Below are 19,037 nucleotides of genomic sequence, written 5' to 3' on the forward strand. Positions count from 1 at the left end.
TCAGTTTGAGATTATTTCTTCGGAGCATATGCACCTTTGTTGAGCCAGGTCAGCCAGGCCTTTTTAAATTCGGCATGACTTACCGGCGGCAGCGTCCGTCCTTCTCCCGGGTTCCAGCCAGCAAGCACCAATCCGTCGTCGGCGTGCTCGATCAGCTTTTTAATATCCTTATTCCCGTTCTTTTTCTTGTCGACCAGCTGTTTGGCAAGCTCATGGGCGCTTTTCCCCTGAAATACCATTTTCATATCCGCCGGCGGCAAATGCCAGTCGGGATTCCCCGGAGGCGTATGCAGGCCTGGCGTATTGGTTTCCTGATGACAGTTAGAACATTTCATCGCAAACACGCCCTTGCCATCATGGCCGCGTTTGGGAGCCATCGTGTGCAAATGACTGTCGTCACCCTGCAACGGCACGTCGCCCGCCGGATGGCAGTTCATACAGCGCGGGCTCATGAGTACTTTGTAAACCGTAGCAAACGCCTTGACAGACTCGATGCTGTCACGGTCGGCGGCGCTCCATTTAACTTCTTTCACCGGCGCATCGTCCTTGCGGAATGCCGATGCTCCTACGGCCATAATGAATACCAGTATCGACAGAATAGTGGCCGTCTTGACCGAAAAGAGATCCCCCTTCCCGTTTTTTGAATATCGTTTCATAGCGTGAGATTAAGGTGAGCGAATTATCCCTGTGAAGTCTTCTTCTGCATTTCGGCAGCCAGATGTATTGCTTTGCGAATGCGCAGGTAGGTCCCGCACCGGCAAATGTTTCCGGCCATGGCATCGTCGATATCCTGGTCGGTCGGATCCGGCTTCTCGCGCAGCAACACAGCAGCGGACATGATCTGCCCGGAATGACAATACCCACATTGGGGTACGTCGATTTCCTGCCATGCCTTTTGGACCGGATGGCTGTTTGTTTCGGACAAACCTTCGATGGTCACCACCTTCTTGCCGACTGCCCGGCTCACTTTGGTCACGCAGGAGCGCACAGCTTCCCCGTCCAAATGCACCACGCAAGCCCCGCACTGGGCCACGCCGCAACCATACTTGGTACCTTTCAGCCCGGCCAGATCGCGGATCGCCCATAAAAGCGGCATCTGCGGATCAGCTTCAAGGGGATAATCCTTTTTGTTGATGTTTAATGTGATTTTCGCCATGGTGAATGATTCAGTTGATGGTGAGATTATAGCTCAAGACTTGGCCTACAAAAATTTAGAATAAAACTGGGCCAGCGTGTCAACAGAGCTCGCGCGCGCTGCTGAATGTCAGCGCCAGCAGCTTCCAATCGCTGGCCTGTTTGGTATATACCTCCGTAACCGTGAATTCCGTATTGGCTTCGCTGCCGCGTACCATTGCATACAAAGTGATCCGGCTCCAAACAATCGCGGTGTTTCCAACGATTTCAACGGCAACATCATGCTCTGGGAAGCTATTTTATGTCGGAGAAACCCAAAACCGTCGGTCTGCCCACGGTGGCCTACTGCGCCGGTGAGCTTAACCTGACCCCCAAATACTTTGGCGACCTGATCAAAAAGGAAACCGGCGCTGCGAGCCTGGAACTGACGGCGCAAGATGTTGCCACGATTGCCGAAGCGGCCAATGACTTACAAGTAATGGGCGATCGGTATATTGAGCGCATGGAGAAGACCACGGGACTGTGATGGGTTTCACCGGGCGCCACTATCCAATCCCAGCTCAAACGGCTGATCATCCGGTATTGACTGAAATTTTACTTATCCGGCACGCCATTCTTGAATGTCATATTGCCGAAAAGCGCCGTTCCGATACCGTCGACGATGGCCCCTTCGGTCATGTTAATGGCTGCATCCGGGTTGATGACGATGCCGCAATCTACGGCGCACGTAACCTTGTTTACGACGGGTTTACCATTTTTGATCTCCAAAGCTTCATTCCGAATGCAGGCGGATGCACGATCATCGCAATCAGCATTCCCGGGGCCGACTGATCGATACCGAATAACGGGGCGCCTTTGATGATGTTGCCAAGCTCGACATTCTTCTGCGAATGGCCGATGATCTTAAAGTCCTTCACGTTTTTCAGGGAAACGTCTTTCGGAACAGGGGTCTTCGCCGCTGCCGAAGCCATTTCCCCATACTTAGCTGATTTACCGCTTTTTTTTTTGTGATATAAAACACCGGCCTCAGTGGTAATCTCCTCAACCGGCACTTTTCATTGATCGGCGGCGGCTGTCCGGAATTTTGTCGCCCTTATTTTTCATCCTATAAATATACCAAATGTTATAGCCGAATCGAGGGTGCCCTGCGCTGCACACTGATCCTATTGAATGACTGCGATTTTTAGCGCTTTGACCTTGCCGGATTGATCCAAAATCTCCACCACATATGAGCCGCTGCCGAACGCGCTGATGTCGATGGTTTTTGAAATACCTTTTCCATTGGCTGAATATACCGCTTTACCGCTGAGGTCATAAATCCGGACATAAGTCAGGGATCGAATATCCTTTACCCCGAGGTGGATCCTTTCGGATGCCGGGTTGGGGAATACGATATTCTGACCTTGAATCCCATCAAACGTCACACTTTGTATGCTGCTGTATGCAAAAGTTTTATCCTGGTCGACCATTTTCAGGCGATACAGGTTTTCGCCGTTGACCGGCCCGGTATGGACAAACGAATAGTGCAGCAATACAGCACTTTCGCCGTTCGCCTCCACGCTTCCTACGGCATTCCAATTCAGGCCATTCAGGCTGTGTTCGATCTGAAACTTTTCGCTGTTGGTTTCCTCCGTCGTCGTCCATTTCAGTAGAGCGGTAGTCCCCTCACGGGCTGCTGCAAAACTGGTGAGTGTTACGGGAAGCGCCACGTCATCGACGGTGATCGCCACGCGGGTGAGCGGTGCGGAGATCGTCCAGTCGCCGTCCAGTTGTTGTATCTGGCTGGTGACGGCCAGGCTTTGGTCGCTGCGCCCCCTTACTGACGTTACCGGAATATTCCATTCCGGGTTCTGCTCTGACGCATTTGTCCAATCCTCGGTTAGGGTAAAACGGATGTTCGTCGGCGTCGAATTGGAGGCTAGTGTCCAGCCGACAGGCGTGATGATCGGCCTGCCATCCCAGGGGACTTCGGGCACCATTGTAAATATCACCTGTGCAGTCCCGGCAGGTACCGTTCCGCTCGTCTTTCCGAATGTTGCCAGAAATGTGCCTTTCCGGGGATACCCGTCGAATGCTTCGGGGGTAAATTCTGCCAGCGCCGCATTCACTTCCTGCGCATGAAGCCGGCTCCCGAAAAGAAGTATCATAGCGATAAAGCATGACAATGTAATATTTGGTCTGATTTTCATAGGTCTGGTTTTTAATGCGTTGGAATATTTTATTGTTTCGACACCCCGATAATTACATTGTTGTTCGTGTAACCCGCCGGGACCTCCCCTCCCGAATTGTCCTTTATGAATGTCCGGAAATTGTAAGCGCCTTTACTCGGGCTTGCCGGTATGGTGAGCGAGGCAGTTATATTGTAACCTCCCGTCGATGAATACGGTATGTCCACATCGGTGTAGAATTCGTAGAAGCTGATGTTCACGCTCGACTGCACCCAGTCGGCAGCTGACTGTCCCGTCAGGGTTATGACCGATGCACTGGTGGGTTTAAAAATCTGCAAATAGATCCGGGCGGTCGCATTGGTATTGATCTTTGTATTTCTGATCCTGATAACCAGGGGATTTGTGGTCACGGCCGTTGTGAATTCCACATTATCCATCACCATATAAGGCCGCAGATCGCTCGGGCCGGAACAGTCGACTGACGTCGTGGTTACTACTGCCGAAGAATTGTCGGTATTGAAACAGGCATTGGCGCCGTCAAAATAGAAGGCGTAATACACCCCTGGAACGGGGGCAACCGATGGGTCGGCAACCAGTGTGCCCTCCTGGTGACCGGCCGTTGTGTAGAACACAACCGTCGTTCCCGCAGGCGCGGCGCTGGTTACCAGGGCGCCCAGGTTAACAGTCGTGACCGGGCACATATTGGACGCCGTAGCCTCAGAAAGAACTACCTGGTCGGTCCCCGCATTGCAGATTACGACCACATCGCCGCAGGCGATCGCCATTTTCTGCAACACCGGTGTTACGGCCGTATTCGAAGTGGCGAGGTCGGCGCGGTATTGGATGTAGCGCGACGAGCCCCCGACATCGCTACCGCTGCTCGGGATCGGTGCAAATGCAGTCCAGGAAGCATCCGGAACGGCTACATTACCCTGTCGCTGGAACAGTTGCAGACTTGCACCGTCCGGTACGCCCGCCGACCAGGTGGCGGCCCCCCAGGTTTTTGGCATACCACCGTCAAAAACCCTTGACGTAAATGTTCCCGACGGCTGATAGGGCGTGACACGCAGCCAGTCAACGCTCACGCCCGGAGCACTTTCCGAGAAATCACTGATTCCCACACGCATGGGCGTCGCCAGGGCCGTGTTGCTGGTATGGACCAATGCTCCGTCAATGTAAAACAGGATGTTGGCAGGATTCCAGTCGATTCGGTAAAGGTGCGGGGTTCCGTTAAAATTTCCGGGGAGGTTTACGTTTTCTGCCGCTCCATTCAGGTTCACGCGGGCTTGCAGCACGTTGGTACTGCTACCGGTGCTAAACATGATCCAGGTGGCTGTATTGTTGTACATATCCACATTATTACCGGCCCCGAACCCGATATGCTGGAACGATGAAGCGCCGAAAGTGCCCACAAATTCGAGAGAAGTGCCGGGCGACAAGGTAGCTCCTTCCGGCTGGGTGTTGAAGCGGGCACCATTCACTACCAACTGGCCGCTTGTGATAACCGAGCTCCCGCCCCCGCTCCATGGAAAGCTTTGCCACTGGTCTGTCGGAGGCAGGATCGAAAATTCTTCGCTCAGTGCCGGTTTCAGGGTAACACCCGCATTTGTAACGGCTGAGCCGCTTCCGGTTTCTCCGGAATTGAAATTTTCGAAGGTCAGATCTTCAAAACAGGCGGGTTCCGGCTCGGCGGCAGTCGCAAAGCTCAAAGGTGCATCCGGCGATGCAGGCGAAGTTGAACTGGCCGACAGGGCGTCAGCGGAACTCACCCGGAAATAATACGTGCTACCAGCAGCAAGGCCTGTAATCGTAACGGAATGGCTGGTAACCAACCCTCCCTCACCGGCAGCACTTTGGTTAAGCTGATCGGCACCAGTACCGTAATACACCAGTGTGCTGGCGGGCTCGTCGGTAGACCATGTGAACGTCGCCGATCCGGGCGCCGGTTGCGTCACAATCAGATTGGTGATCTGCGGCGCCTGGTTGGCTACGGCTTCGTAGGTAGCGATGTAGCTGCCATTATTCGCTGGGAAAAAGGCATAGGAAATGCCTTTGATCGTCTGGGTTGTGTAAGCCACTGCATTGCCGTTCGCTGTGATGCCTGTCAGCTGGCCGCTTTGGGCGGCCGACGGCACCATGGCCTGCATATTGTTGGAACCGGCGGCCGCAGCAATGTCGAATTGCAGGGCATTGGCCGTCCAGCTCACCGCACCGAACGAAGAGTTATTCCGTCCGTCGAGCCAGGTAAGCATTTGCCGGGCGGCAATGACGGGAATTTGTCGGGCCTGCGCCGCGCTGATGATCGCGTCGGATCCCGCCGAACTGGCGGCATCGGTATGCATATTGGCCGTGAAAACGCCATAGTAACCTTTGCTGCCCGTCGCATTGTCGAGCAGGTAGGCAATGTGCGCCGGATAATCTATCCCCGACTCGTCGGTGAGCTGCGTTGTGGCCTGGTAAACGTCGATCAGCGAGCCGTCCCGGTCTGCAAACCGCATGGGGATACCCGAGCCTGTGAACATTCCGGGGCGGTTGCCTACCCATTGTCCAGGCCAGTAGTAGTAGTTGACATCCAGCCGTATCCCGTTTTCCAGTTCCAGCTTGGGCATGGTGGCCCAGTCACTCCAGGCAATGCAATGCGTCCTGTGGGTGATGGTGGGCGAAAGGCCGGGAAATGCGGCCGACATCTGGGCCAGCTGATCGCTGAAAAACCCTCTCAGCGAATTCTCGTCAAAATTATTGCAGCCGGTAGACAAATGAAGCCCTATTTCGAAACCCTGCGCCTGGAATGCCGCTGCCTGAGCAGCGGTGATCGGTGTTCCGGGATAAATGTACGATGTTCCCCGCACGGCCGTCCAGTTGTCGACTGCCTGCTGGTCATTGGCCGTACTTTTGGTAACATACTCTTCGAATCTTGCGCTCGTACCACCATTTCCGTGGTCGTCCCCGGTCATGATCACAGCGGCTTTCAATCCGCGGGGCAGGTACCAGAAGCGCGGCAGCGGCTTTTTATGCAAGTTGCCTTGCAGGATGATGTTAGCCAAAAGGCGCTGTTGCTCGTCGGCCTGCGGGATGCCTACTTTGTTGAAGTCAATCCAATCCGGGTAAAACAGGTCATCCGAACGGATCGGTCCCTCCTGCCCGTCGCGCTTTTGTCCGCTCCACGCGGGGTTACCCTGGCGCGTGTAAACGACAGAACGGGCCAGATCATAAGTGAATGCGACTGCCTGGCCCCCGTTTGCCCCCACTTTGTTGAGCGTTACCGCCGGATGAAGCGTGGCTGTTCCGGCATCGGAAAAGAGGGTTGCGATGCTGGTAGCACCATTCAGTGTGTACAGATCGGCGGTTCCGTGAAATTGAATGCTTTCGTCGACAATGCCTGCCCCGGGACCGGTCGCTGTCTGAACTTTCAAATATTTGTCGGTGAGGGTCCCTCCCGCAGGCGTGATGCCGAACAGGGGCGCGAGGCCCGCCGCAGGTTTGAAGGCGATCAGCGTCCCACCGGCATTAACCCAGTTGGTGAGAACGGTAATATTGTCCCCCGATAACCCGATTTCTCCCAAAACAATCACATCGTAGCTGTTCAGCAGGCCCGGATCGGCGCTGATTTCGGCAATATCCTTTGCAGCAAATTCATTTAAACCCTCCGCTCTCAAAATCTCGACCGGGTAGCGGCTGAATGGATTTGACACCGAGCTGATCACCAGGATCGGCCCGCCCGGCCCGTCATTCGGCGAAGGTCCGGGTGCCGGCTGCGTCGTGAATGAGAAAGATAGATCGGCCGCCAGTGCGTTCCCCGCGATGTCTTTAATCCGGGCCGCCGCAGCACCGCCTTTTACCAACACATTGTAGGTAGTAGCATAGCCCAATGCCGTGGCGGGATCGATGGTGACCATCAGGTTTCCGGCGTCGTACGCAATACTTGCGGCAACCTCCTGGCCCGCATTGCTGAATACAATGCTGGCGTTTGAAACAGTGGCAGGGTCAATGGCTTCGCTGAATCTGACAGTAATATTGCTGCTGATATTGATGCCGGCAGCATTTGCACCGGGAACCGTGGCTATCACCGTTGGCGGAGTTACATCCGGGCGATCCTCAGTTTCAAATACCACATCCACGAAATAATTGCTCGACTGATAGTTGTCTGTCGGGAATGCAGGCGCCGGCGAATATTTATACACCCCATTTTTGCCGTCCTCGTCATTGGCGAGTCCTTTCAGCGGCCCATTGATCCTGGCTGCATCGAAATAAGGATTCGCGGCTGAGTAGAAGGCCGACCCGCTATGGTAGGAAATGATGTAAGTAGTGTTTGCCAAAATAGCAACAGGCTGGCTGAACATGACCTGCTGCCACCCGGAAGCCGTTTCGTTGATGAAAGTGGCCTGAGCGAGCAGGTCTCCCGCCCTGCTGTAAAGCTGTCCGATATGCGTGCCGATATTACCCGGGTGTTTGTAAAAACGTGCACCGGTCACAAAGCCGTCGATCGAGGAGCGGAACTTCATCCCCAGCTGGATCGCCTGGTTGCCATCCTGGTTCAGGGTTTGATCGGGCACATCGGTAGCCCGGAACACCGTACAGGGGCAAGGAAGTATGCCGGGCTCCGTCACATCCACGTTGGTGGCGGCGATCGTACTGATATTACCCGAATCGTCAAAAGAACGCGCCCGGACCGTCGCTGCGCCCTGGCTTGCCGGTACCCACGCATATGTCCAGCTGTTGGTGCCGGTGGCCCGGTGCCAGGTGATGCCGCCATTCACGGAGACCTCCACCCCAGCCACGATGTTCGCATCCGCCGCCGTGCCGCTAATGACCACCTCCGAGCCCGCCGCAACGCTCCCCGCCTCTGCCGGAGCCGTTATCTGGACCGTTGGCGCCTGCAAGTCGCCAGACTCGGTAGCAATCGTAAGTTCCTCCTGAATGGTCTGGGGCTGCACGCCCATGTCGGCAAAAAGGTTGATGGTTGCCTGTTGCATGGCCAAACTCACGGGATCGCTACCGCGGTCGTGCTGGTCGTCCAGCCCCCAGGCCCATTGCACCGTGCCTGCACCGAACACCAGTGCACCGCCCGAATGCCTGTAAAGGCTCAGGTGGTGTGTCTTTCCAGCCACGACGGTGCGCGAAAGGATGATCCGTCCCGCCGGGTACGAGCTGCGATAGCTTTCCTGCTCGGGATTCCATTCGTAACCCAGCGTGTTTTCCGCCAGCGTGGCGGAAGTGCCGTCGTTTATCGAAGCCACAGTGGTATTACGCCAGAAACGCAGGCTCTTGTAGTCGCTGGGGACTTGAATCGTACCGGTGGTGCCTTCCCAGCTGATCTGCCCGGTCAATTCATTTTCGGGGTTACAGCCATCGGCAGCCGCAAACTCGCAACCGCTCCGCCACAGGCCCGTCCATTCGTCGGTACTCGTGTCGCATTTGCCATTACACTGGTTTTCTCCGTCGGCACCTTCCTTGTAGCAGACCAGCGTACGGTAGGGCGTACCGGCCACATCCACGCTGTTTTCCCACCGTGTTTTCCAGTAAATTTCGTTGCCGCTGAAAAACGCCAGGTGGGTACGGCTGTCCCGGGCGGCGGTCACATGCTGCCGCATGCCTTTGGACCAATATTCATCATGTCCCACCGACATAAAAACCTGATGGTTCGCGATGAGTGCACCCCTTCTGTCGGTATCGACATTGGTGGTATAGGTTACATCAAATCCGTTCTTTTCAAGAAAGCGGATCATCGGATACTCTGAATTGAACAGAAAATCCTCATAAGCTCCCCCACCTCCGCCGCCGCTTCGCGTAAGAAAAGGCCGGTTGTAGCTTACCTTCGACGCCTTGCCTCCTGCACCCGTATACAGGCTCCTTCCGTTGCCGTTATCTCCATATACATTGTAGGCTTGCCAGGTGGCGTCCGAGGTCTGAAACATCAGCGCGGCACTACTCCCATCGTCGCGGACGACGAAGGTGATATGACTGGCCCCCTGGTTATCCCCGCGGACCAGTTTGGCAATGTAAATACCCGAAACGGCATCGCCGGGGATCTGCCACGAAGCCGACTGGGCCCAGTTACCGCAATCTACCAGACCAGTAGCAGGATCCGTGAGGCAGGTGGGCTGCGTTTGGGGCAATACCGCCGAAATCTGGGCCGTGCCCTTCAGACGCGCGCCAGTCCCACCGTAGTAACCCAGACGGTAGATCGTGACCGTATAGGCTGCTGCATCGGTCTTGATTTTAAAAACAGCGGTTTCTCCTTTATTGTAGCTGATGTCGGTAGCGAAGCCCTGGATCGTTAAGTCCCCGGCATCTCCCACATCCCACACCGACGGCAGGCTGCCCTCCAAACCGTTCTCAGTCACGATCTGGTTCTGGGCAGCTGTCTGTGTGCTGAGCAAACCGATCATGGAGACACATACGATGAAAGAGGAGATTGATTTAAGTAGTTTTCGTAGCATAAGTTTGTTGATTTTGAGGAAAACAAAAGGACATACTTCTCCCACCCTCACCATTGGTGAAGTTCTTGCCGATCCAGCACCGGCAGTCAGGATTTCTGGCAGCCGGAGATCGTAATATGGGCAGGTAATCGCGTTGGCCGCCAGTGCCGGTTACTGATCTGCAAACGAATGAAGATCAATGCTGCTTTTTAGCCGGACGCATGGGAACAGATTGGTGGGAGAATGTCTCTCATAGAAGGGTTAAATTGGGTTAACAAAATGAAAGGAATTGCTTCAAAAACGAAAGGCAGGAGGGCAAGGCAGTTTTTAATTTCAGTTATATTAAAACTCCTTTTCAATGCATAAAAATAGGATTGAACAAGATGTCTATAATATATTTTAAAACATAGCAAATTCTGAGATATTTCGCATTTAACTATCTAATTATAAAATAGTTACTATTCGAAATCAAATAAACATTTTGTCACTGCAAACTATCTGAGGAAGTCATTTGAAAAAGGAGAAATAAACTCGGTAACGGTCGAACAATACGTACGGAACGCGCATGATTGTTTATTCGACGACTGAGTTTCCTTTGTCTACGTGGGGTGTTATAATAGCGCGGCAATTGATTGAGAAAGTCCCGTTTATTCAGATTTCTTTCATTCCCAGAATTTCTTTTAGCGCAAGAACATTATCGATGCCCAGTTTCGCAAAAATGGCGGCTTTGAATGTGCTGATCGTAGAGAGGTGAAGTCCTGTTTTTTCAGCGATCGAAGAGGTCGACATTCCCTGTACGAGGTAGTCGGCCACTTCTTTTTGCCTTCGCGTGAGCAGGTCGGATCTTTTTTGCGGGGTATGGCTGGCGATCAGGTATTCGAATATGAATGCCATATGCTCAACGCTCAAATATCGCTTCCCGCCCATGACAGACCTGATGCAAATCAGCATTTCCGACATATCCGCATATTTGGATAAATAGCCGTTGACCCCCTTCTTAAAATAATCGATAATTACCTCGGGCTGCATTTCCGGCCCATAAACGATGACCCGCGAACCGGAATATTTCTGCCTGATTTCTGAAATGGATGGGTATCCCTCCTCTTCAAAATCGGCATGCAATACATAAATCACCAGATCAGGCTCCGGTCTCCCTGCATTCTGATCATAATCACGCATATCCTTTGATTCTACGACCTCTGCTTCCTCAAAATTTTCTCTGAGAAGAATTGCCAGGCCCGTGCGCATTACGGGGTGAGTATCAAAAATTGCAAACGTCGGACGGCTAAGTGCCAGGTGGATATTCATAGATAAAGGTAGCTGCAATAAGCATAGCAATCACCCTTTCATAAGCTTATTAAAATGTTTTTCAAATCTCCAAAACCATGGATATTATTCTCCAATTTCTTTGAGAATTTTCTACAACAAATATTGATTTTCAGCGTTTTATATCAAACGGCCTATGCCAGAGCAGATTTAGCATCCCTGTATCTTCCAAAGTCATTTTACTACACCGACTTAAACTGGAAGGCCATGAATGCAGAGAGCAAAATCAAGTTTGTCGCTATCGACAAAACCCTTTTTTTCCCCACGCTTAAAAAAAGGGTTGAACAATATTTCAAAGAAAATCACAAATCAAAGTATGCCGACAAGAGGATGGTTTTAAAAACGATCGTCTTGCTGACTTCCTATGCGCTGCCATTTCTGGCAATACTATTGCTGGCGCCTGATTTCTGGATCAGTATGGTACTGTGGCTGGTGATGGGTGCCGCCATTTCGGGAATCGGGATGAGTGTGATGCACGATGCCAATCATGGTGCTTTCTCCAAAAATCCAACGGTAAATAAATGGGTAGGTTTTACGATCTGCCTCGCCGGTGCAGGGGTATCGAACTGGAAATGGCAGCATAACATCTTGCACCATACCTACACCAACGTCGCCAACCTGGACGAGGACATCAAAGACCGGGGCGTGATCAAGCTGTCGCCTCACGAAACGGTAAAGCCCTTTCACCGTTTCCAGTGGGTGTATGCGTTCTTTTTTTACGGAATCCTGACCTTGTACTGGGTGTTGCTGAAAGATTTTATCCAGTATGCCCATTTCATCAAATCCGGGTTGAACCGCCAGACAAAACGCGAAAACCGGGGAATGCTTGCCGGGCTGATCGTGATGAAACTGGTCTATTTCGGCATATTTCTCGTACTGCCCACGGTCGTTTTTCACATTCCCTTCGGCTTTATCCTGGCCGGCTTTTTACTCATGCATTTCTTTGCGGGCCTGATGCTGACGGTAATCTTTCAACTCGCCCATTCGGTGGAAGGAACCCAGTACCCGTTGCCCAATCCGGAGGGTGTCATCGAGAAAGACTGGGCTGTGCACCAAATGGAAACCACGGTTAACTTTTCACCCGGGAACAAATGGCTGAGCTGGTACATCGGCGGATTGAACTTTCAGATCGAACACCACCTTTTTCCCAAAATATGTCATATCCATTATCCGGGAATTGCACCTATCGTCAGAAAAACGGCAAAGGAGTTCGGATTGAATTATATGGAACATCAAACTTTCGGCATGGCCTTCAGGTCTCATATCGCCGCGCTTAAAAAATTCGGCATGCCCGGTATGAATGATGGAATTGTTTAACACGGCTAAATCTCATATGGGGGTATTAGGTCTACAAAAGCATTACGTGTGTTTGTGTAAAATCAGTCCCTGGTCTATTCAGTTGAATGCTCTGCCCGTTTCGATACGCCGGCATTTGTCGTGGCATAACATTCGCTAGTGAGGGCTGAAAACAAACTAAAAATCAAAATGTCAACTAGCGAAAAAACAACCGGCATCATCGAAGATCTGATTGAAATCAATAACGACCGCGTAGCCGGTTTCGAAAAGGCAATTGAAGATATCAATGATGAGAATATTGATTTGAAAACATTATTTGAAGGTTACGCTCAGCAAAGCCGTAAAAATGTACAGGAATTGGCTGCGATTGCAGGATCGGCACCACATCTTGAAGATGACAAAAGTGTGAGCGGCGCATTGCACCGCGTGTGGATCGATGTCAAGTCACTTTTCGGCGGAAGCGACCGTGCCAGTATTTTGTCTGAGGCCGAACGCGGCGAGGATGCTATCAAAAAAGCGTATCATGACGCATTGGCGGACAATCAGCTTCCGTTCGATGCGGTTGAAATCGTAAATCGCCAGTCACAGGATATCAATGCGGCCCATGATCGCATCAAAGCGCTGCGAGACACTGCGAAAGCGTAATCAAAATTCATTCAATGATAAAGGCTGCCTGAAAAGGCGGCTTTTATTTTGCGCTCTCAATTAAATCTCATGGAAATAACGATCGACATTATAATACATGCGGCCCGTCTCGGCGAGGTGCCCGTTCTTGAGGAAATCATCCGTCAGGGCGCGGATATCAACATGCACGACGCAAAGGGCTTTACGCCACTGATCGTGGCCTGCTACAATAATCAGTTTGAAGCAGCCAGATTACTGCTTGCATCCGGCGCAGACGTCAATGCCGTCGACCTGGGTGGGAACACCGCCCTGATGGGCGTTTCGTTCAAAGGCTACCGGGATATTGCCGAGCTGTTGATTGCGCATGGCGCTGATCTGAACATGCAGCACGGTAACGGAGGAACGGCGCTGATGTTTGCGGCGATGTTTGGCCGCAACGACCTGGTCGAATTGCTGTTGGCAAATGGAGCGGATAAGTCGATTCTGGACAGCAGGGGATTTTCAGTGATCGATCATGCCACGCAGCAGGGAAACCAAAAGGCGCTGGAATTCCTTTCGTAGCTATTTTTGAATGCTGTATAAAATTAGAGCCGTAGTTTTGTAAACTACGGCTCTGCTATTTTTATGAAGGGACTTTCCGGGCTTTTTCCCTATCCCAAAACCTGTGCTGGGAAATCGCCAGGACAAATTTGTCGGCCAACTCTCCGGGATCGTCCGTGACGACAATTCCTTCTTTCACGACCGTCTCATCCGAGAAGTCCGTCGGGATTTTTTTAACAAAATATGTGGCTTCCAGAACCTGTATCGCCGAAGCGTCGGCGGCAACCGCCTTGCAATGCCTGAACGCTTCATTCAAAAAATGTATCGCATCGGCATCTGCCTCCACCGAAGCCACGCTATTCGTCCCGCCCGGCACGTAAACCGCGTCAAAAAGAACGGAAGCGGCGGTGAGGAAGCTGTGCTGAACGGGAATCTGCGTGTCGCCGTCCGATAGTATATAACTCTGGCGGGGCGCGATGATTTCCACTACCGCACCTTGCGATTCCAGGGCATCCTTAACCGTCATCAGCGATTTTTCGTCTACGCCGTCTGCTGCCAGAAAAGCGATCTTGCGCGTGGCAATGCTGTCTTTGGGCGTACCTGCCATGCTCAGTGCTGCCGATTTGCTCAGCGAACCCTCCACCATCAGCGAATCATAGTCGGCCGGATCGCCATCGGCGGGAATGCTGTGATTGACCGGCAATTCCGGGTCCTGCGGAACGGGCATACGCAGTGCAAATGCAACGCCCGCTGCCAGGTTCTGGTCGATGAGCGACAGAATGCCGAGCATCCGCTCGCGAATAGCCGCTTCTTTCACTTTACCCAGCTCAAAGCTCAGGGCGTCCACGATATGGTCTTTTTCAGGGTCCGACTGGCTGTTGAAAAACAGTTTGGCCTGACTGAAATGGTCGAAGAAACTTTTGCTCCGCGCCCGCACTTTACGGGCATCGATACGTTCGGGGTAGGATGTAAAGCCACCTTCGGATGCCTTGGCCTGCTGTGGAAAATTATCGCCTATTTTATTGGGACCGTAGCTTGCCTTCCCTTTGTTGATGGTCTGGCGCATATGGCCGTCGCGCTGGTTGTTAAATACCGGCACGATCGGCCTGTTGATCGGGATTTCCTGGAAATTGGGTCCGCCTAGTCTCGATAGCTGGGTATCTGTGTAGGAGAACAATCTTCCCTGCAACAGGGGGTCGTTTGAAAAATCGATCCCGGGCACAACATGTCCCAGGTGAAATGCGACCTGTTCTGTTTCTGCAAAAAAGTTATCAGGATTGCGGTTCAACGTCATTTTGCCGATTCGCTGAACCGGCACCAGCTCCTCGGGGATCAGCTTGGTCGGATCGAGCAAGTCAAATTCGAACTTGAACTCATCCTCCTCGGGCACGATCTGTACGCCCAGCTCCCATTCCGGGAAATTTCCGCTTTCTATCGCATCCCAAAGGTCGCGGCGGTGAAAATCCGGATCTTTTCCGGAAATCTTCTGTGCTTCATCCCAGGCAACCGAATGGACGCCCAGCAGCGGTTTCCAGTGGAATTTGACAAAACTGGAAACACCCTCCGCATTTACAAAACGGAATGTATGTACGCCAAAGCCTTCCATCATCCGGTAGCTACGAGGCAATGCCCGGTCGCTCATCGCCCACATAACCATATGGGCAGACTCAGGCATCAATGAAATAAAATCCCAGAAAGTATCGTGTGCCGAAGCAGCCTGCGGAATCTCATTATCGGGTTCCGGCTTCACGGCGTGGATGAGATCCGGGAACTTGATTGCATCCTGGATGAAAAATACGGGCATATTATTGCCCACCAGATCGAAATTGCCTTCCTGTGTGTAAAATTTCACGGCGAATCCCCGAACATCACGGGCAAGGTCCGAAGAACCCCGCGATCCTGCTACCGTCGAAAACCGGACGAAGACCGGCGTTTCCAGGGATGGGTCGTTTAAGAACCCGGCTTTTGTCAGCTCGGCCAGCGGCTTATAAACTTTGAAAACACCGTGCGCTCCCGAACCTCTCGCATGAACGATCCGCTCCGGAATGCGCTCATGGTCGAAATGGGTCATCTTTTCGCGGAAAATGAAGTCTTCCAGCAATGTAGCGCCACGCTCTCCCGCTTTCAGGGAATTCTGGTCGTCGTTGATGCGCAAACCCGTGTTTGTATTCATCAACTCGCCGGTTGCGTCGGCGGTGTGCGGTGCCAGGTTCTCCGTCTTATCGTTGGCGGGCTGTTCCTGAACTAATATATCTTTCTTTTTTGCCATGGTGATGTTTGTTGATAAATAATGCTTAGGCTTCTTCTGCTGCCTGATAGTTGACTTCGTTTTCCGCTACCTCTGTGAGCAGTTCGTCGGCGAGCTTCTCCTCCGCCAGCGTCTGGGCAAGAATCTCTGCCACCTCATCGAGTCCAAGCGTTTTGGCCAGTTGAGTAAGTCCGCCGTACGTAGCGATTTCGTAATGTTCTACCTTTTGCGATGCCAGTATGATACCCACGTCCCGGGTGGCGGTGCCCTCGTCGGTACCCTCGACGATCCCTTCGCCTTCTTTGGCCAGGCCTTCCATCGCGTCACATTTTTTGGCGACTGCCACTTGTCCAAGCATATCAAAAATCACTTCCAGACGACTGACGTGCTCTTTTGTCTCGGCAAGATGGTTTTCAAGGGCTTCCACCAGTTTCGCCGAGGTAGCGGCCTGGCTCATTTTTGGGAGCACTTTTACCAAATGGTTTTCTGCCCAGTAAATGTCGCGGAGGCTGTCGAGGAACAGTTCGTTTAATGCTGGCTCGGCTTTGGGAGATGTTTTGGTTTTAAATTTTGGCTCTGAGCCGGATTCGGTGTTCATAGTTGCAGATGATTAAGTTTGCCGTGCTACTACAAAAGGCGTTCCCTGCGCCGACACTTTTACCATATTGGTCTATAAAATGAATTTTCAATTTTCGAACAAAGACAGGCCGCCTGCCTCGGCTCCGCTCCCCTGGATCCTGGTCAACCAAAACAGCGCCTATTTTCAGGATGAAAATGGTGAAAACTGGCACCCGATCGGGCAGAACGATGCGATTACCTGGCCCGATTTCCAGGGCTTGTTCCAGCGCAGCAATGTGGGCGAAGTGGAAGGCCATATGGCCTGGCTCGCTTCGCACGGCGTCACGTGCATCCGGATGATGATGGAGTATTGCCAGACAGAGCACCGCTATCTCGAGAAACCCGTTGGCCGGTTCCAGCCTAATATGGTACAATTCTGGGACGACCTTTTTGCGCTTTGCGAAAAATACAAAATCCGGCTCCTGCTGACGCCATTCGATACTTTCTGGATGGCCAGGCGCTGGAAATTTCATCCTTATAGCCAGCTTTCCGGCGGCCCCTGCAAAAGCAAACGGCAGTGGCTGAGCTGCCCGGAAATGCTTAATGCGGTCAAGAAAAGGTTTACGTTTTTTATTGAGCGGTGGGGCGGGAGCGGCGCTTTGTTTGGCTGGGATCTGTGGAACGAGATCAGCCCGCTGCACGCGGGCGGGAACATGGAGGAACTAACGCGGTATATAGCAGAAATCAGCGCCCATATCCGGAAAAAAGAAGTGCAGCTCTACCGGAAATCCCATCCTCAAACCGTGTCTGTTTTTGCCCCCATATTAAACCGGCACGATATGAATGCGCTGGTATTCCAGCATCCGCTGCTTGACTTTGCATCTACGCATTTCTACCACGCCGGGACGATCGACTATCCAAAAAATACATCCTCAGCAGCTTTGATAACGGCACGGATGGTCCGGGAGGCGTTGGAACTAGTTCCGCCAGGCCGACCCTTTTTCGACAGCGAGCACGGCCCGATCGCCTATTTCCGAAGAAACAAAAGAGGGCTGCCCGAAGCTTTCGACGATGCGTACTTCCTGCATATGCAATGGGCGCATTTTGCGTCCGGGGCCGCGGGCGGCGGCATGCGGTGGCCCTACCGCTATCCGCATGTGCTTACGCACGGTATGCGACGGGCGCAACGAAACCTTTCAGAATTTACAGCGTTCATCGATTGGGGAAATTTTAAGAGAGTGAATTTAAATGAAGAGATTTTGTGCGACCCGCCCGCTGCGAACGTATTTGGCTGCGGCGATGCAAATCAGGCGATCGTCTGGATACTTTTAACAGAAAACAAAAAGGCCCGGAAGAAACCGCAGAAGCAGTACGTAAACATAGCTATACCACGGCTCGGAAACGGAATTTACCAGGCGCTCTTCTGGGATACGGAAACGGGCGCTTTACGCAGGGAAAATTTCGTAAAATCCGGTGATCACTTACATATTGAATGCGCGATGGCGAAAGGGAATATAGCCATCGCGGTGGGTCGTTGCCCGGCCGCAGAACTACTGCCATAGTGACGATACTGTCTGTTGTTCCAAAATATAGTTTCCGGCGGAAGTGAGTGCTGCGTCCGGGCCTGGCTGTTTGAGATACGTGGTAAGGTCGCGGTGGATCATTTCCAGCGGGTGTGGCTGCATCAGCGCACGTAGCCCCACGGAGCGCTCCGACAATGCCAGTGTTTTGAGACAGATTTCATTCATGACCGTTCGGGTGAGGTTCATGTAGGCTACCAATTTGTCGTTCTGCTCGGGCGACCATTTCCAGGTGTCGGTCATGGCGGCCGCGCGTTTGATCCAGAGGTTTCCGGTTTCTACCAGACAAGCTATTTCTGCGGTCCTCGCTTTTTGAAAAGGATCATCTGCCCTGTCATTTTCCCTTAAAAACTGATGCGTTTCTTCCTGCACCGCCTGGGCGGCACCCAGCTGTACGGCTGCAAAACGCACCGCTCCGGCCGAAAAATAAGGTTGCCGGTAGTAGGCATCCGGCGGGCCGATCAGGTCGGTTTGGTCAAGGACGATTCCCGAAAAATCCATTTTGTAGCTTACCGAGGCACGCATACCCAATGGCCGCCAAAGCGTACCGTCGGTGCGTACCGCTTTCATCTTTTCTGCGGGTACTACACACATCTGCCAGCCGGGCTTCCAACCGGGCTTCCAGCCGGACTTCCAGCCGGACTCCCTGTTTTCTGTACCTTTCTGCAATAACTCCCCCGTGATAATCGGACAAGCAACGGCCCCGGCGCCCGAACAAAAGTTCTTCGAACCTTCGAGCTGGTATTGTCCATTGCCCAGCTCTTTTATCTTCACCCCGTCCCGATCCTGGGTATTCCATACCCCGAATAGCGATTGGGATTCGAAAACCTGGCTGAAATAAAAATCTTTCTGGGCTTGGCTGGCAAACAGGTCGATCAGTTGTAATGCATTGACGTGACCTTCAAAAATACGTCCCGCCGGTAAACTGGCCGATCCTATCATTTTCAGCGTGTCGAGCAGCCCGGCGGTCTGCCCTGGCCTGAACCGCAGCGGGTGTTTTTCCAGGAACATGTGCAGCAGGCCTGCATTTCTTAAAAGCTTGAATTCCATTTCCGGAAACACTCCCTCCTGGTCGCTAATGGCAGCAAAGTGTTTAAGCTGATTCAGAATCGGCCGCAGAGCGTCATTGGTCATGGGTGGCGTG

15 protein-coding genes and 1 pseudogene are annotated in these 19,037 nt (G+C 52.6%); 5 read left to right on the forward strand and 11 right to left on the reverse strand.

Annotated elements, in window-relative coordinates; translation table 11 throughout:
• Nucleotides 1-11: 11 nt before the first annotated feature.
• The 3 genes from H144_RS0119015 to H144_RS35125 form a co-directional block, all read right to left on the reverse strand.
• Nucleotides 12-656: a hypothetical protein gene (locus tag H144_RS0119015; protein WP_019943687.1), complete on the reverse strand. Its 645-nt coding sequence runs from the start codon at nt 654-656 to the stop codon at nt 12-14.
• Between the two features lie 23 nt (nt 657-679).
• The gene (locus H144_RS0119020; RefSeq protein WP_019943688.1) at nt 680-1,156 is read right to left on the reverse strand and encodes a (2Fe-2S)-binding protein; all 477 of its coding nucleotides are present in this window, start codon (nt 1,154-1,156) and stop codon (nt 680-682) included.
• Nucleotides 1,157-1,235: 79 nt separating this feature from the next.
• Entirely contained in the window at nt 1,236-1,400 is a 165-nt protein-coding gene (locus H144_RS35125; protein ID WP_510185778.1) for a hypothetical protein, read from the reverse strand.
• 35 nt (nt 1,401-1,435) lie between these two features.
• On the opposite strand from H144_RS35125, the gene H144_RS35020 reads away from it, so the two are divergent.
• Nucleotides 1,436-1,660, forward strand: coding sequence for a hypothetical protein (locus H144_RS35020; protein ID WP_019943690.1), 225 nt, complete (start codon nt 1,436-1,438; stop codon nt 1,658-1,660).
• 68 nt (nt 1,661-1,728) lie between these two features.
• On the opposite strand, the gene H144_RS34385 is transcribed toward H144_RS35020, so the two are convergent.
• The 5 genes and pseudogenes from H144_RS34385 to H144_RS0119055 all read right to left on the reverse strand — a co-directional run bounded on the left by H144_RS34385 (nt 1,729) and on the right by H144_RS0119055 (nt 11,029).
• A complete protein-coding gene (locus H144_RS34385; RefSeq protein WP_019943691.1) occupies nt 1,729-1,902 on the reverse strand; it encodes a molybdopterin cofactor-binding domain-containing protein in 174 nt (57 codons plus the stop codon).
• Nucleotides 1,902-2,186: pseudogene (locus H144_RS0119040) on the reverse strand (xanthine dehydrogenase family protein molybdopterin-binding subunit); the annotation flags it as partial. The pseudogene H144_RS0119040 and the gene H144_RS34385, both read right to left, overlap by 1 nt.
• A 111-nt stretch (nt 2,187-2,297) precedes the next feature.
• Entirely contained in the window at nt 2,298-3,323 is a 1,026-nt protein-coding gene (locus tag H144_RS0119045; RefSeq protein WP_033402984.1) for a T9SS type A sorting domain-containing protein, read from the reverse strand.
• Nucleotides 3,324-3,352: 29 nt separating this feature from the next.
• Nucleotides 3,353-9,742, reverse strand: coding sequence for a N,N-dimethylformamidase beta subunit family domain-containing protein (locus H144_RS0119050; RefSeq protein WP_026350827.1), 6,390 nt, complete (start codon nt 9,740-9,742; stop codon nt 3,353-3,355).
• A gap of 630 nt (nt 9,743-10,372) precedes the next feature.
• On the reverse strand, nt 10,373-11,029 hold the full coding sequence (locus tag H144_RS0119055) for a LuxR C-terminal-related transcriptional regulator (protein ID WP_084599986.1): 657 nt from the start codon (nt 11,027-11,029) through the stop codon (nt 10,373-10,375).
• Between the two features lie 225 nt (nt 11,030-11,254).
• Here H144_RS0119055 and H144_RS0119060 point away from each other — a divergent pair, with 225 nt between their 5' ends.
• The 3 genes from H144_RS0119060 (at nt 11,255) to H144_RS0119070 (ending at nt 13,528) form a co-directional block, all read left to right on the forward strand.
• Nucleotides 11,255-12,364 (forward strand): fatty acid desaturase family protein, encoded by a 1,110-nt coding sequence (locus H144_RS0119060; protein WP_019943696.1) that lies wholly within the window; start codon nt 11,255-11,257, stop codon nt 12,362-12,364.
• A 168-nt stretch (nt 12,365-12,532) separates the two neighbouring features.
• Entirely contained in the window at nt 12,533-12,988 is a 456-nt protein-coding gene (locus H144_RS0119065; protein WP_019943697.1) for a PA2169 family four-helix-bundle protein, read from the forward strand.
• 69 nt (nt 12,989-13,057) lie between these two features.
• The gene (locus H144_RS0119070; protein WP_019943698.1) at nt 13,058-13,528 is read left to right on the forward strand and encodes an ankyrin repeat domain-containing protein; all 471 of its coding nucleotides are present in this window, start codon (nt 13,058-13,060) and stop codon (nt 13,526-13,528) included.
• Nucleotides 13,529-13,589: 61 nt separating this feature from the next.
• Here H144_RS0119070 and H144_RS0119075 read toward each other — a convergent pair whose 3' ends face one another.
• Both H144_RS0119075 and H144_RS0119080 read right to left on the reverse strand, forming a co-directional pair.
• A complete protein-coding gene (locus H144_RS0119075) occupies nt 13,590-15,776 on the reverse strand; it encodes a catalase (protein WP_019943699.1) in 2,187 nt (728 codons plus the stop codon).
• Between the two features lie 25 nt (nt 15,777-15,801).
• Complete coding sequence (locus H144_RS0119080; protein ID WP_019943700.1) at nt 15,802-16,353, reverse strand: YciE/YciF ferroxidase family protein; 552 nt, start codon at nt 16,351-16,353, stop codon at nt 15,802-15,804.
• Nucleotides 16,354-16,432: 79 nt separating this feature from the next.
• Between H144_RS0119080 and H144_RS0119085 the strand changes: the two genes are divergently transcribed.
• The gene (locus H144_RS0119085) at nt 16,433-17,875 is read left to right on the forward strand and encodes a glycoside hydrolase 5 family protein (RefSeq protein WP_019943701.1); all 1,443 of its coding nucleotides are present in this window, start codon (nt 16,433-16,435) and stop codon (nt 17,873-17,875) included.
• On the opposite strand, the gene H144_RS0119090 is transcribed toward H144_RS0119085, so the two are convergent.
• Nucleotides 17,864-19,027, reverse strand: a complete 1,164-nt coding sequence (locus H144_RS0119090) for an acyl-CoA dehydrogenase family protein (protein ID WP_019943702.1) — start codon at nt 19,025-19,027, stop codon at nt 17,864-17,866. The genes H144_RS0119085 and H144_RS0119090 overlap by 12 nt on opposite strands.
• Nucleotides 19,028-19,037: the final 10 nt, after the last annotated feature.

The sequence above is a fragment of the Dyadobacter beijingensis DSM 21582 genome (assembly GCF_000382205.1).
In the GTDB taxonomy this organism is placed as follows: domain Bacteria; phylum Bacteroidota; class Bacteroidia; order Cytophagales; family Spirosomataceae; genus Dyadobacter; species Dyadobacter beijingensis.

What these genes read in the sequence shown, in the direction of transcription:
- H144_RS0119015 (WP_019943687.1), bottom strand. Translation starts at nt 656, where the DNA reads ATGAAACGATATTCAAAAAACGGGAAGGGGGATCTCTTTTCGGTCAAG.
- H144_RS0119020 (WP_019943688.1), bottom strand. Translation starts at nt 1,156, where the DNA reads ATGGCGAAAATCACATTAAACATCAACAAAAAGGATTATCCCCTTGAA.
- H144_RS35020 (WP_019943690.1), top strand. Translation starts at nt 1,436, where the DNA reads ATGTCGGAGAAACCCAAAACCGTCGGTCTGCCCACGGTGGCCTACTGC.
- H144_RS0119045 (WP_033402984.1), bottom strand. Translation starts at nt 3,323, where the DNA reads ATGAAAATCAGACCAAATATTACATTGTCATGCTTTATCGCTATGATA.
- H144_RS0119050 (WP_026350827.1), bottom strand. Translation starts at nt 9,742, where the DNA reads ATGCTACGAAAACTACTTAAATCAATCTCCTCTTTCATCGTATGTGTC.
- H144_RS0119055 (WP_084599986.1), bottom strand. Translation starts at nt 11,029, where the DNA reads ATGAATATCCACCTGGCACTTAGCCGTCCGACGTTTGCAATTTTTGAT.
- H144_RS0119060 (WP_019943696.1), top strand. Translation starts at nt 11,255, where the DNA reads ATGAATGCAGAGAGCAAAATCAAGTTTGTCGCTATCGACAAAACCCTT.
- H144_RS0119065 (WP_019943697.1), top strand. Translation starts at nt 12,533, where the DNA reads ATGTCAACTAGCGAAAAAACAACCGGCATCATCGAAGATCTGATTGAA.
- H144_RS0119070 (WP_019943698.1), top strand. Translation starts at nt 13,058, where the DNA reads ATGGAAATAACGATCGACATTATAATACATGCGGCCCGTCTCGGCGAG.
- H144_RS0119075 (WP_019943699.1), bottom strand. Translation starts at nt 15,776, where the DNA reads ATGGCAAAAAAGAAAGATATATTAGTTCAGGAACAGCCCGCCAACGAT.
- H144_RS0119080 (WP_019943700.1), bottom strand. Translation starts at nt 16,353, where the DNA reads ATGAACACCGAATCCGGCTCAGAGCCAAAATTTAAAACCAAAACATCT.
- H144_RS0119085 (WP_019943701.1), top strand. Translation starts at nt 16,433, where the DNA reads ATGAATTTTCAATTTTCGAACAAAGACAGGCCGCCTGCCTCGGCTCCG.
- H144_RS0119090 (WP_019943702.1), bottom strand. Translation starts at nt 19,027, where the DNA reads ATGACCAATGACGCTCTGCGGCCGATTCTGAATCAGCTTAAACACTTT.